Consider the following 13,176-nt stretch of genomic DNA (forward strand, 5'->3'; position numbering starts at 1 on the left):
TATTTTTTTAACGATATATTAGCCAAAAAAATGAAGTGAGGTTATTTTATGTTAAAGCGTAGTATCGGGATTCTATTATCTATCTTTTTATCTATCTCTACATTTAGTATGGTGACTCATGCCGAAAATAATCTTGAGTATGTTAATAAATCGTTTTACAGTTATGTAGAACCTTCATTTAACTCTGCAAAGCAAAATAGTGGAGTACAATATGGTCCTCAGGATGTAAGAATAATTGAAAAACGAGATAATGGTTGGTGGAAAATTGGAACTTGGGAAGGTGATTCATGGATTAATGTAAACGGTGAATCACGTATTTTAGCAGATCTTTACGCATACGAAGAACCTTCTTTTTCATCACAAAAAGCAAATGGTGGACAGAAATACGGTCGTCAAACATTTATAATTATTGACGGGACAACAGACGGATGGCTAAAAATTCAAACATGGGAAGGCGACAAATGGATAAATCCTAAAGCTCAACAACAAACTGAGTATGTGGGTAAAGACGTTTTTAGCTACAATGAACCATCATTTAATTCACAAAAAGCAAATAGTGGTCATCCATATGGTCCGCAGGACTGGAATGTAATTGAAAAGCGTAATAATGGTTGGTGGAAAGTAGCTACTTATGAAGGAGAGAAATGGCTTGCTCCAAATGGAGAACTAAGATTAATAGATACACCTTCTTTCGTATATAACGAACCATCTTTTAATGCACCTAAAGGAAATGGTGGTTATAAATATGGTGTACAGGATTTTAACATTATCGATGGAACAAAGAATGGTTGGTTAAAGGTTCAAACATGGGAAGGCGATAAATGGATGATTCCAAATGGAGAACTAAGATTCGTAAATAAATCTTTGTATGTCTATAATGAGCCTTCATTTAACGCTGTAAAAGGAAATGGTGGTTATAAATACAATCCACAGGATTTTAACATTATCGATGGAACAACGGATGGCTGGTGGAAGGTTCAAACATGGGAAGGTGATAAGTGGCTTAACATGAATGAAACTGATTCTAGTTCTTCGGGGGTAGTTGACCTTGCTACAAAATTATTAGGAAAACCATATGTATTTGGAGCTGATGGACCTAATGCATTTGATTGTAGTGGTTTTATTTCTTACGTATTTAAAAATAATGGATATAAAATTGGAAGAAATAGTGTAGCTGGATATTGGGGAATGGTTACAAAAATAAGTGACCCTCAGCCTGGGGACTTAGTATTCTTACAAAATACTTATAAAGCGGGTCCTTCACATTTAGGGATTTATATAGGAAACGGTGAATATATTCATGCTGCTGATGAAACAACAGGTGTAATTAAAAGTAAGATTAACAGTTCATATACTCAGAAGCATTTCTTAGGATATGCTAGATTTTCAAAATAATTAAATTGGATTCAAAAAAAGACAGTTATCTAAGATAGCTGTCTTTTTATAGCTGGTGTTAGTTTGGATTGAGGTTTGATTAAAAGCTTCTGATACATAGCGATGGAGGAATTAAAGCCAACAACAGCATCTGGTGATTGTTATAAATCGTTTGGATAGTGTGAGATTAGGGTTTGGTGCTATAAGTGACCGGTAGATAAATAATTTAGATGGGAGTAAGTTGAATTTATGTTTAAATAGGTATGGGGAGAAAATGTAACAAGAATTCAAGAGAAATGATATAATGGGCGAATACCCAAAGGAAGGAATATTATGAATAAAAAAGCAGAGTTTATATTTACTTTTTCAGCTATTTTAGTAGCTGGTTATGCTGTTGTCCAATATTTTATTATGGATGGATTTCAAGCAGGATTTGTTCAAATGAAACTGATGTTTCTTTCGAAATTAAGTAATCTTTGGTATATTATTTTATTTACACATATTGCAACTAGTATAATAGCATTAGTAATTGGGCCTTTTACATTATCCACAAGTTTTAGGGAAACGAATATCAATCGTCATCGAATGATTGGGAAAATCTATATGATTGGTATATTATTAGGTAGCATTTCAGGTCTTTATTTATCCTTTTACGCTACGGGCGGATTGGTAGGAAAGCTCGGTTTCGGTTTGTTATCCGTATTTTGGCTAACCTCGGCATATCAAGCATTGAACAGAATTAAGAGTAAAAAAATTCAAGACCACCGGAATTGGATGATTAGAAATTATTCCTTAACCTTTGCGGCAGTTACATTAAGAATTTGGCTCTCTTTGTTTGTATTACTATTTGGGCTGGAGCATTTCGAACGTAGTTATGCCGTTATTGCTTGGCTAGCGTGGGTGCCAAATTTAATTGTTGCAGAATTATTTATAAGAAATAGTCTTAATAAAAGGCAACAACAGAAAAATGCTGATTTACATTTTTAATGTGGAGTCTATTTCTAGACTTCTTTTTTTATAAATAAGAAAGTAAATTTTTATCCAAAAGCCCCTCGTTTGCTAAGAAACTCATAGCAAACTTAAATTGAAATACTAATCTAGTTGCATATTTTATTAGAAGTATTCTCAAAACGGAGTACTGCCAACACTTTGAACCCCATGCTAAGCAAAGATTTACTAAACTGCTTTTTCAATAGATTGAACAATATAATCGCACACAGACCCATCCACGCTTTGTTCAAAATTAAATTTCATATTTAAAGCTCTGTTAATTTCATCAATAAACATTGCTAAATAGCCGATATCCGTAGAATCATTCCTGTTTTTTATATTAAAATATGGAGCGACGGATTTAGTCGAATCAATCTTATGCGTTGACGATTCCGAGATAGACGAATTCACTAGGCGATATGGCCGATACTTGGATTGTGAGGTCCAAACGAATGGAGTAACACACACCTTCAACTTGGAAAAGGCTCGCATCACAATCGTTCCCGGATCGCGGTTGTCAGAGCTGCTACCAGGAGAGATGGCACCCCTGCTACCGGGATTCGCCGGGTACGTGGTAGCAGTGAAGGACATCTCACACACCCGAAGATATTTCGAAGAGAACGGTTTACTGATAGTGGAGATGAACTCGGGCGAACCCTTTGTACCGGGGGCCTCGGCGCTTGGTATTGCTATCGTGTTCAGGTGTAGCCGCGAAAAGCAAAAAATCCGCGTTAAAATGAAACAGGGCTAGATTAAGACTTAAAAATACTAATTTCCTGTAAGTGTAATAGAACCTTAGCTTGATGGTGATGGGGTACCGCCACATCGCCATCAAGCTAAAATTTTATTGTACCCCCAGAACAAAATTTTGTGCTAATTTGTAACAAAAAAGCTCATTTTTTCATTTTGGAGTAATTCTGAATTCTTAAGTTGATGGGCATGTGGTGCTACCCCAACTGGGACACAGTAATACATTAGTTACCAACAAATAGGATGCATAAAAAGTTGAACACAATTTTTTACACAACAGCTCAATTATTAAAATTACCGACCGCTCACATTATTGAGTGACTGGAAAAAACAAAGACGTTCTTAAATGTGTGTAAAAACTTTAATAACAAAGATAAAAAAAGAATAGGTAATCGGAAATGTCGAAAGGATTAGATTGATATTAAAAATTGAAGGTGATACCATAAAATTAAACAATGTTTAAAACGTTGTTTAATTGAAAAATTTTAGAGGAGGAGATAAGTTGAGGGGAAATGAAAACATATCAACGAAAGAAAAGATTTTAAATACAACATTGGAGTTAATTAAAGACGAAGGATTCGAAAGTGTAACAATAAGAAAAATTGCAGCATTGTCAGATACAAATATCGCACTTGTAAATTACCATTTTGGCTCAAAGGAGAAGTTGATTAGCGAAACAATTAAAGTCCTATTAATTAGCTTTCAAGGCACTTTTTCTATTTTAGATGATATTAAAGTGCCAGCGAAAGAAAGATTAAAAATATTTTTACTTGATTATGTACTAGTAATTCGGCAATACCCTGAGTTAGTTAGGAAAATTATTGCAATGGGAACTACGGTATTTACATCTCAATACGAATATGGAGATTTTTTGAAGAGTCTTGGTTTTAGTAAAGTGAAGAATACTTTGAGTGAAATAACAAATGAAACGGATCAGGAAATTTTAATGATGATGACAGTGCAAATATTCGGATCCGTTTTTCTTCCAGCATTAATGATGCCAATTCTTGAATCAGGGGCGGATATAAAAATACTGCCTGTAGAAAAACAAATTGATTTCCTATTTGAACGCTATTTTTATAAAAATTGAGATAGTGGGTGGTAGAGATGATTAGTTTTTTTAGAAAACACTGGTGTGATGTAGGCTTAGTAATGGCTATTGCTGTCGTAGGTTGTTTAGTCGTAAATTTTGGAGAAATGAGTGAAATAAAAGTACTGTTAGCGTTAAGTTTTGTAGCCATTTTAGTGCATCAATTTGAAGAGTATCGTTGGCCAGGTTATTTCGCTGGTCTGTTTAATGTAGTTATATTTAAAAGTGATATACCAGATCGTTATCCATTAAATACGCAATCTGCTATGGTTATAAATATTTTGATTGCGTATGTTTTTTATTTACTTCCGGTTTTCTTTCCAAATATTATATGGCTTGGATTGGCACCTATTTTAATGGGATTTTTTCAATTCATATGGCATGGTATTTTTGCGAATATAAAAGCAAAAACAATATACAACCCAGGATTAGGTGCGGTTGTATTACTACATGTTCCGATTGGTTATGCATATATGAGATATGTTCTTTTACACAATTTAGCTACAAATTTGGATTGGATATTAGGTTTAATCTATTTTCTAGTAGCTACCTATTTTTTAATTATAAAAGGAAATATGTTACTGAAAAGTAAGGAGACAATTCATTACTTTTCAAAAAAGCAATTAGGTCCGTACAATGATGCATTAAAGTGATTCAGAAGGAATTTTGAATGCCGAAGAAAGTATAAGTGGATTACAAAAGGTGCGTAGGCGCCTTTCTTTTTTTGAAGGAGATTTTTGTATGTTAGGGTAGCACTATATCGCAATCAACATAAGAAATGAATTATTCACCAAAACGAAAAAATAAGCCGAATTGTATAAATAACTGAAAAAGTGTCAAATTTTCGTTTTTTTGATGTCAGAAAATTCTTAAGTTGATGGGCATGGGGGGATGTATTCTTATTTTCCATGGTTATATAATGTTAATTTAAATATTCAGAATCGTACACTTAGTGTAATGTTTTGGTTTATTCATACAAATTATAACAAATATATATAGGGGAAACTAGAATTGTATTAAAATTTCTAAAATATTAAAATATGTTTATAGAGTAAAATATTGGTTTTATAACTGATTATTTTATTTCTTATAAACTTACATGTTGAGTTTAGCAGTATTAATTATCATCTAAGTGGAAGGAGCAACAATTTATGACAGTAAAAAAAGTAATGGTAGGTGCAACGTTAGTATTAGGATTAAGTGTGTTTTTTTTACCGATTTTAGAAATTAGTGCTGACACAGAGATGGAATCGAAATGGTTGACTAGTGAGGAAGTTGATCGTAAATTTGAGGAAATTAATGCTAAATATGATATTGGTGAAGAAATGGCTATAGCAGATCAAGAATTTGTTAAAACTTATGCTGATAAGCCTATGCTGGGGATTTCAGGGGAAAATCAAGTACAACCTTATAAGACAAATAGTTTTACAAAATATAGAACTGTAGCTGGTATTGAAGCAAGAACTTGGGGAACCGCGTCGTCTACGCATGGAGCTTGGAATAATACTTATGGTGCGAATATGACAACACAAACATTTAAGGGGAATGCTACGAAATTAAGTAACACTGTAACTCATACAGCTTATGGTCTTATAGGAAGTGGCGGAGTAGGTAAAGTGTTTACTAATAGTCTTACTAGTTCATGCGATAATGGGAAATCATGTAAATTGAATAAGAATGAAAAATATGGCGCGTCTGTTGCTTATTCTAATACCGTTGTAAGAGGGACAGTTCATTATCCAGGTGGTTCTTTCTCAATCAATCCGTAATACTTATATTTGTAGGATAGATATACAAAATCAAGGGAGTTGATGTAGATGATCAACATTAATCCTATAGGTATTGTGATTTTTATTCTTGGAGTAATAGTAGCATATTTTGTACTTAGACAAATATTTAGGCGTCTTTTAAAAAAATAAGAGTGGGAATAAATTCACTCCATTACAGACCGAACGGTTCGGTCTGTAATGGGTATTTTGATTATAATAATGGAATATTTTTTTCACTACAAAATTAGTTAATTTTAAGAGCACAGGGACATTTTTATAAAGCGTTTGGAAATTAAATGTAAAAACAGGGAGTCATGGTGTAAATAAATTATGGAGGTGTATCATAATGAAAAAAATACTTCTTGTTTTAGTAGCGTTCTTAACTTGTATAATACTAGTATTCAATGTTTATGTTAGTGAAGAAGATACAACTAAAAGTGTAGAAGATTTACGTGTAGAGCGTATTGAAAAAGTGCTTGAAGATGCCTGGGATAAATATGATTTAGCTAGTTTTCAAATGAGTGGTACTGATTCAATAATTTGGATTAAAACAGAAAAAAATGAGAATCAAGAGGAAGTGCGGCATATTTGGAAAAAACCATTCGTAAATCTGACTTGAAACACTATGATATTAATATTTCCGAAGAGAAATGATAGGCTATTAAATTAAAAATTTGATTACCATCTAAAGAAGTAAGAGATGAAATATTATTTTCTAATTTAAAGTGTTATAAATTAGAAAGTCATTAATGAGTTGAAAATAATTATTCAAAAGTTTACTTTCATATTGGGGTTATTTCAATACTTTAGCTTGATGGTTATGTTTGAATACTCCCAGAACAAAAATTCCGTACGTTTTGAAAGAACCCTCTTATTTTCGTTCTGGAAAATAAGAAGGTTTCTTAAGTTAATGGCTTTAAAGTCACGCTTAAATGAAAATTTGCTGTTTCTATATTTAGTTATTTTGAGAAGTCAGCTCATTTTTTGTTTTGAGGTGCTTCTTTTTCTTAAACTGTTGGATATGAGTACCTAGGATTATGGAGTCACAATTCCCACTAACGTATCAGAAGAGAATTCATGATATTAACAATCTCTAATTTACTTACTGGCTTAGCATGCCCTACTACACAAATATCAAAATCAAATCCTTCAATCGCTTTAATTAAAGAACTCAATTTATCTTTATCCAAGTGATTATTATTATAATAGTCAACTCCAACTGCATCCCCAATAAATAATACTCTTTCTTGGGGTACAAATATGCAAACAGAATCGTCACTATGTGGAGAAGTTACATGATGTAATTGTGCAACAATACCTCCTAAATCGATTTCCATATAACCGTTGAAGGATATATCAGAAGTCACTACTCGTATTTCAGATAGCAAAGGGTACTCTTTCCGAATACAAGTATCTGCAAATTCAATTTCAACTCCTTCTGCTAACCTCTTTTTCATTTCAGAATCTGTCCATTCCCACATAGCCAATTCTGTTAATTTATCGTTCGTCTTTTTGTGGGCAATTGTAATTCCTTCCACTGCATGCATCCCAAAAGTATGATCCCAGTGCCAATGTGTAATTACAATACCTTCTGGCTTTCTTAATCCCTCGTTACGTAAAGCTTCATTAAACAATTCAACATGATTTTTAGAATTACCTGAGTCTACCATTAAAGAATAATTTTGACCGTTTATATATCCAAGAACTGGTCTATCGGACTCTTTACTAAACATAGTATAAAAAACACGATCTGTTAGCTTTCTCAACTCCATAAAATAAATCCTCCTGTTATATTCATATCTTTATCCAATGCTACCATGCTCGTAAGTTCATTTATACATTTTTTTACAGAAATAGTGTGTGTATTCGTTTTAGGGGCATTTTCTTTTCTTAGCTTGATGATGTGGTGCTACCCCGCATAGTAATATCGATGGATGAAATTAACAAAAGATTCATTTGAATCAGATAAAATAAGAGTGTTTTTAACTTATAATATTATTACTACGATGAATAAACTTGAAAACTAATTTCAGATAGGAGGAGAATAATGAAAACCAGAGATAGATATAAAATCATTGTGATTGGTGCTGGGACTGCAGGAATATCTTCTACTGCACATTTGTTACGAAATGTACCCCTATTGAAAGAAAGTATAGCAATTATTGATCCATCAAAAAAACATTATTTCCAACCACTATGGAGTTTAGTGGGGGGAGGAATTGTTTCAAAGGAAAGTACGATGCGTGATCAAGAATTACTTATTCCAAAAGAAGCAACGTGGATACCTAAAAGTGTTGTTAAGTTGTTTCCGGATGAAAATAAGCTACTTTTAGATGATGGACTGCTGCTTGAGTATGAAATTCTTATTGTAGCAGCTGGTATACAAATAAATTGGGACGGTATTAAAGGCTTAAAGGAGTCTATTGGGACTAATGGGGTTTGTAGCAATTACTCTTATAAATATGTTGATTCTACTTGGAAAGAAATTGAAAAATTTAAAGGAGGAAACGCGGTGTTTACCCACCCTAATACTCCTATTAAATGCGGTGGTGCTCCACAAAAGATTATGTATTTAGCAGAAGAGTATTTTTCTAATAGTGGTGTAAGAAACAAAAGTGAAGTAATGTTTTATACCGCGAACGCTAACATATTTCAGGTTCCGCGATATGCTAATACATTAGAACAAGTACTTGAAAGAAAGCAAATTATAACAAATTATCATAAAAACTTAGTAGAAATTATTGCTGAAAAGAAAGAAGCAATTTTTGAAGATACGCAAACACTGAAAAGAGAAACAGTACCGTATAGTATGATCCATGTTGTTCCACCAATGGGGCCACCTAGTTTTATTAAAGAGAGTGAGATAAGTGATTCTCAGGGATGGGTAGATATAAGCCCTTATACTTTGCAGCATGTAAAGTATAAGAATATTTTCGGACTTGGAGATTGTACCAATTTACCAACCTCTAAAACTGGAGCGGCAATTCGAAAACAAATACCTGTCTTAAAACAAAATATTATGGACGTACTTAACGGAAGAGACTTGCACGCTAAATATGATGGATATACATCCTGTCCGATTGTTACAGGTTATAAAAGTCTTATACTCGCTGAATTTAACTATAATCATGAACCTCAAGAAACGTTTCCGTTTAATCAAGCGAAAGAACGGTATAGTATGTTTTTACTTAAAAGATATATGTTGCCCTATATGTATTGGAATTTTATGTTGAAAGGGCTGCTATAAGGGGAGATAGAAAGCGGTTATAAAAATTGAAAAGTAATTCGAAATAACTATTTGGAGGGAATAGCTATGCTTTTAAAATATTTTTATGATGAAAAATTAGCACATGCTTCTTATTTAGTTGGTTGTCAGAAGGAAGGGGTAGCAATTGTAATTGATCCGGGTCGTTATATAGAACAATATATAGAGTTTGCTAAGCAAGAGGGGATGGATATAATAGCAGCGGCTGAAACACACATTCATGCAGATTTTCTTTCTGGGTCTAGAGAACTTTCTACTCTTTATCATGCCAATTTATATGTATCTGATGAAGGAGATTGTGATTGGAAATATCAATATCTTAAAGAAGGTCGATACAAATTAGTTAAAGAGGGCTCAGAGTTTAAAGTAGGTCATATAAAATTTAATGTAATGCACACGCCAGGGCATACGCCTGAAAGTATTTCTTTTTTAGTAACTGATACAAGTCAAAATAATTATACGAATGATAAGCCGATAGGAATATTTACAGGTGATTTTATTTTTGTAGGAGATATAGGAAGGCCGGACTTATTAGAAACCGCTGTAGGTATGAAAGATACTGCAAAAATAGGAGCGAAACAATTATTTAATTCTATACAAAAAATAAAAATACTCCCTGATTATTTGCAGATATGGCCATCACATGGTGCAGGAAGCGCATGTGGAAAAGCATTAGGAGCAATTCCAACTTCTACATTAGGTTATGAAAAGCTGTTTAATTGGGCATTTCAGTGTAATGAAGAAAGTGATTTTGTATCGACTTTATTGATGGGACAGCCAGAGCCTCCAAGTTATTTTTCATTAATGAAGAACTTAAATAAGTACGGTCCACCAATTCGTAAGAAAAGAGAAGTTTTTGCTATTAATACAGTAGAAGAATTTCAAGAAGTTATAAGGAGCGTTCAGCAAATAGTTGATATAAGGGATGTAGAAAGTTTTGCTTCTGGTCACATGGAGAAATCAATTAACATACCGTATAACAATTCATTCACAACTTGGTGTGGGTGGTTACTAGATTATAAAACAGAAACTTTAATCATTCTAGATGAGAAAAAGTTTAAAGTGGAGGAGGTTATTAGAGACTTTGAATCTATTGGGCTAGATAATATTATTGCTTTTGTACCCTTACAAGTTATACAAAGACTTGATAGATTTGAAAGCTACAAAGAAAAAACACCGATTGAATTATATCCGCAGATAAAAGATGGAAGCGTGAAGGTTATCGATGTGCGAAGTAAAAAAGAGTGGGAAGAAGGACATCTTCATGATGCAATACATATCCCTTTAGGAAATCTATTTAAGCAGCTAGATTGCATACCAGAAGATTGTCCAATCGTTTTACAATGTCGAACCGGATTGCGTTCCGCTATAGCAGCTAGTATTTTACAAAGAGCTGGTATAAAGGAAGTGGTGAATCTAAAGGGAGGATTTCTTGCATGGAAAAAAGAAGAGCTTCCATATACAACATACAATCTAAATGTGTAGAAAAATATTATATGATGGGTAAGGATAATTGAAAGAGGATATAGATGAAGTGTTAGACAAGGAAATCATTATTGTTGCAGGTTCAGGAAATACATTAGTATTAACAGTATATTATCCAGTTAAATATGAAAATGTAATAAATCTTTCAGTATTATAGAATCTAACAATAGATCCATTTTTAATGTTATAGCAGGACTGAAAATTCTTAGGTATTATCAATAAGAGTCCAATAAAAAATTCTCTTGGATGCAAGAGAATTTTTTATTGGGAATAGTCAAGGGCAGGGGCATTACATATGGGCAAAGGTAGAAATAACGACAGATAAACAATGTAGTTACAAATGGATATGATGCGAGCGTAAGAACATTTAGGAGGGGGAAAAAAGATGAATGACAAGATCCTTTCAATCATTTCTACATATGAGAAAGATGGAGATTTTATGGGTGGTGTAAACGAAGATACGATTTGCGAAGCAGCCCGAAAGCTAAGCATTACATTCCCAAGCACTTATCATTGTTTTTTAAAACAGTATGGTAGCGGCGGACTTGATGGAATGGATATACATGGTTGTGAGACAACAGCTGCGGATTCCTCCGTTGTTTACCATACAAAATTATATAGAGAAACATATAACCTACCTGAACAATATATTGTTTTAAATGATATCGATGGTACTGTGACATGTTTAGATACAAATCAAATGAAAGATGGCGAGTGCCCTGTTGTTTTTTGGAGTCGTTTTTCAAAAGAGTTGTATGCCATTACTTATGAAAACTTCAGCGACTATCTATTAGATTCTTTACACGAATCTGTAGATAATTTGTATGATGAGGATTAATTGATTATAGAATACTAAGAATCATGTTTTAAGTAAATCTATCTATCTATCTATTTATAAGGTTCAAGAAGTTTCATATTATTTTACTGCTTTGATTTACAAAGAAAAAGCCGATTATCTCTAAAACGGCTTTTTTTCTATGAAAATTTGTGTTTTTTATAGCATCTAAGTTCATTTTTATCGTTTTAGGGGCAACCTGTTCTGTTAAGTTAATGGATGTGTGACGCTACCCCAATTAGTTTTTTAAAAGCATTCATTTTTTCACTTTTGTTTAATATTTTTATCTAATTTTTCTTTTATTATCATCATGGAAATACGAATTTCATTAATCTCACTATCACTTAGTCCGTTAAACAATTGATTTAATTGTTCATCTGACTGAATATGAATTAGATCTAGTAGTTCCTCTCCTTTTTGTGTCAAAAAGAGCAAGTTTTTTCTGTTGTCTTTTATTGAGCTTCTTTTCTCTATTAATTCTTCCTTTTCAAACCTACGTAAAATTCTGCTCATATAGCTTCTATCAATATTAAGTTCTTGCACAAGATTATTCGCAATACAATCTGTTCTTTCGCTTATTTCAAATAGTATTCGTGCTTCAGTTAATGAATAATCTGTATCTAGAATCTGGTTATTAAATAAACCAAGTACCTTTGTATAAAATCGGTTGAATTGTCTGATGTCATAAATTATTTTTTTATCCATAGATCCTCCTTTAGTTGACTAAGTCCACATTTAATATTAATATAACTGTACCCCTAAAATGTGGACTTAGTCAACATTTTAGGGGTGCCATTTTCAAAAATCTGTCGCAATCTTTACTAAAACCTAATTGAAGGAGATCGTATATGATTATTCGAGAAATGAAAAAAGAAGACAATGCGAAAGTAAAAGAAATTATACAAGATTCATTAAAATCACTTGGCTTAGCGATTCCTGGAACAGCTTATTTTGACCCTCAACTTAACGACCTACACCAATATTATAATAATCTAAAACATGCGAACTATTGGGTAGTAGAAATGGAAGGAGAAGTTGTTGGCGGAATTGGTATAGCACCGTTTAACGAACATGATAAAGTTTGCGAATTACAAAAGCTATACTTAAGTCCAAAAGCACAAGGTTTAGGGCTTTCCAAGAAACTAATGGAAACAGCTTTGTCATTTGCCTCTAAACATTATGAAAAGTGCTATTTAGAAACAATGCATGAATTAAAAACTGCATGTCTATTATATGGAAAATTTGGATTTATGCTTTTAAATGAACCCCTACTAGGTTCTGAACATTCTACTATGAATGCATGGTATATAAAATCTTTTTAAAATTAGGTGTATTAAACGTATCTATCTATACAGTTAAAAATACGTTATCCTTTCCTATGAATCTAGAGAAAGAATAGCGTATTTTTTTATTTATTGGATATTTCTCGAAAAGATAGAGTGTCCCCATAACTATCAACTTAAAATCATGTATCTCATGATGAAAATAATTCCATCTCTCTATTCGTTTATTTGAAAATTATGAAAAAACACAACTCTTATGAGTCGGGTTTTTAAGTTTATCTTTTAGATGCTTTGTAATCTGCAGTTTTTGCATCATCTATTCACTTATTATCCTT

13 protein-coding genes are annotated in these 13,176 nt (G+C 32.7%); 11 read left to right on the plus strand and 2 right to left on the minus strand.

Annotated features, from left to right (window positions below):
* The first annotated feature begins 48 nt into the window (after nucleotides 1-48).
* From KZZ19_RS27675 to KZZ19_RS27700, 6 genes are all read left to right on the plus strand, one after another.
* Nucleotides 49-1,395 (plus strand): C40 family peptidase, encoded by a 1,347-nt coding sequence (locus tag KZZ19_RS27675; RefSeq protein ID WP_348638068.1) that lies wholly within the window; start codon nucleotides 49-51, stop codon nucleotides 1,393-1,395.
* Between the two features lie 312 nt (nucleotides 1,396-1,707).
* Nucleotides 1,708-2,361, plus strand: a complete 654-nt coding sequence (locus KZZ19_RS27680) for a DUF2306 domain-containing protein (protein ID WP_237982271.1) — start codon at nucleotides 1,708-1,710, stop codon at nucleotides 2,359-2,361.
* 1,255 nt (nucleotides 2,362-3,616) lie between these two features.
* The gene (locus tag KZZ19_RS27685; protein ID WP_237982270.1) at nucleotides 3,617-4,204 is read left to right on the plus strand and encodes a TetR/AcrR family transcriptional regulator; all 588 of its coding nucleotides are present in this window, start codon (nucleotides 3,617-3,619) and stop codon (nucleotides 4,202-4,204) included.
* A 17-nt stretch (nucleotides 4,205-4,221) separates the two neighbouring features.
* Entirely contained in the window at nucleotides 4,222-4,857 is a 636-nt protein-coding gene (locus KZZ19_RS27690) for an HXXEE domain-containing protein (RefSeq protein ID WP_237982269.1), read from the plus strand.
* A gap of 498 nt (nucleotides 4,858-5,355) precedes the next feature.
* Nucleotides 5,356-5,973: a hypothetical protein gene (locus KZZ19_RS27695; RefSeq protein ID WP_226545899.1), complete on the plus strand. Its 618-nt coding sequence runs from the start codon at nucleotides 5,356-5,358 to the stop codon at nucleotides 5,971-5,973.
* 346 nt (nucleotides 5,974-6,319) lie between these two features.
* The gene (locus KZZ19_RS27700) at nucleotides 6,320-6,592 is read left to right on the plus strand and encodes a hypothetical protein (RefSeq protein ID WP_226545898.1); all 273 of its coding nucleotides are present in this window, start codon (nucleotides 6,320-6,322) and stop codon (nucleotides 6,590-6,592) included.
* 436 nt (nucleotides 6,593-7,028) lie between these two features.
* Here the strand turns inward: KZZ19_RS27700 and KZZ19_RS27705 are convergent, their stop codons facing one another.
* Nucleotides 7,029-7,745: an MBL fold metallo-hydrolase gene (locus KZZ19_RS27705; RefSeq protein ID WP_226545897.1), complete on the minus strand. Its 717-nt coding sequence runs from the start codon at nucleotides 7,743-7,745 to the stop codon at nucleotides 7,029-7,031.
* Nucleotides 7,746-8,020: 275 nt separating this feature from the next.
* Here KZZ19_RS27705 and KZZ19_RS27710 point away from each other — a divergent pair, with 275 nt between their 5' ends.
* From KZZ19_RS27710 to KZZ19_RS27725, 4 genes are all read left to right on the plus strand, one after another.
* Nucleotides 8,021-9,220: an FAD/NAD(P)-binding oxidoreductase gene (locus KZZ19_RS27710; RefSeq protein WP_237982265.1), complete on the plus strand. Its 1,200-nt coding sequence runs from the start codon at nucleotides 8,021-8,023 to the stop codon at nucleotides 9,218-9,220.
* 66 nt (nucleotides 9,221-9,286) lie between these two features.
* The gene (locus tag KZZ19_RS27715) at nucleotides 9,287-10,723 is read left to right on the plus strand and encodes an MBL fold metallo-hydrolase (RefSeq protein ID WP_226545895.1); all 1,437 of its coding nucleotides are present in this window, start codon (nucleotides 9,287-9,289) and stop codon (nucleotides 10,721-10,723) included.
* Nucleotides 10,724-10,751: 28 nt separating this feature from the next.
* Nucleotides 10,752-10,880 carry a hypothetical protein gene (locus KZZ19_RS27720; protein WP_255260309.1) on the plus strand — a complete coding sequence of 43 codons (129 nt, stop codon included), beginning with the start codon at nucleotides 10,752-10,754 and terminating at the stop codon, nucleotides 10,878-10,880.
* Between the two features lie 282 nt (nucleotides 10,881-11,162).
* A complete protein-coding gene (locus KZZ19_RS27725) occupies nucleotides 11,163-11,561 on the plus strand; it encodes an SMI1/KNR4 family protein (RefSeq protein WP_237982268.1) in 399 nt (132 codons plus the stop codon).
* 261 nt (nucleotides 11,562-11,822) lie between these two features.
* Here KZZ19_RS27725 and KZZ19_RS27730 read toward each other — a convergent pair whose 3' ends face one another.
* Nucleotides 11,823-12,263 (minus strand): MarR family winged helix-turn-helix transcriptional regulator, encoded by a 441-nt coding sequence (locus KZZ19_RS27730; RefSeq protein ID WP_098343753.1) that lies wholly within the window; start codon nucleotides 12,261-12,263, stop codon nucleotides 11,823-11,825.
* Nucleotides 12,264-12,406: 143 nt separating this feature from the next.
* Between KZZ19_RS27730 and KZZ19_RS27735 the strand changes: the two genes are divergently transcribed.
* The gene (locus KZZ19_RS27735; RefSeq protein ID WP_226545894.1) at nucleotides 12,407-12,880 is read left to right on the plus strand and encodes a GNAT family N-acetyltransferase; all 474 of its coding nucleotides are present in this window, start codon (nucleotides 12,407-12,409) and stop codon (nucleotides 12,878-12,880) included.
* Nucleotides 12,881-13,176: the final 296 nt, after the last annotated feature.

It is taken from the genome of Bacillus thuringiensis (assembly GCF_022095615.2).
GTDB classification, from domain to species: domain Bacteria; phylum Bacillota; class Bacilli; order Bacillales; family Bacillaceae_G; genus Bacillus_A; species Bacillus_A cereus_AG.

What these genes read in the sequence shown, in the direction of transcription:
- KZZ19_RS27710 (WP_237982265.1), top strand. Translation starts at nt 8,021, where the DNA reads ATGAAAACCAGAGATAGATATAAAATCATTGTGATTGGTGCTGGGACT.
- KZZ19_RS27725 (WP_237982268.1), top strand. Translation starts at nt 11,163, where the DNA reads ATGGGTGGTGTAAACGAAGATACGATTTGCGAAGCAGCCCGAAAGCTA.
- KZZ19_RS27675 (WP_348638068.1), top strand. Translation starts at nt 49, where the DNA reads ATGTTAAAGCGTAGTATCGGGATTCTATTATCTATCTTTTTATCTATC.
- KZZ19_RS27695 (WP_226545899.1), top strand. Translation starts at nt 5,356, where the DNA reads ATGACAGTAAAAAAAGTAATGGTAGGTGCAACGTTAGTATTAGGATTA.
- KZZ19_RS27715 (WP_226545895.1), top strand. Translation starts at nt 9,287, where the DNA reads ATGCTTTTAAAATATTTTTATGATGAAAAATTAGCACATGCTTCTTAT.
- KZZ19_RS27700 (WP_226545898.1), top strand. Translation starts at nt 6,320, where the DNA reads ATGAAAAAAATACTTCTTGTTTTAGTAGCGTTCTTAACTTGTATAATA.
- KZZ19_RS27690 (WP_237982269.1), top strand. Translation starts at nt 4,222, where the DNA reads ATGATTAGTTTTTTTAGAAAACACTGGTGTGATGTAGGCTTAGTAATG.
- KZZ19_RS27730 (WP_098343753.1), bottom strand. Translation starts at nt 12,263, where the DNA reads ATGGATAAAAAAATAATTTATGACATCAGACAATTCAACCGATTTTAT.
- KZZ19_RS27705 (WP_226545897.1), bottom strand. Translation starts at nt 7,745, where the DNA reads ATGGAGTTGAGAAAGCTAACAGATCGTGTTTTTTATACTATGTTTAGT.
- KZZ19_RS27680 (WP_237982271.1), top strand. Translation starts at nt 1,708, where the DNA reads ATGAATAAAAAAGCAGAGTTTATATTTACTTTTTCAGCTATTTTAGTA.
- KZZ19_RS27735 (WP_226545894.1), top strand. Translation starts at nt 12,407, where the DNA reads ATGATTATTCGAGAAATGAAAAAAGAAGACAATGCGAAAGTAAAAGAA.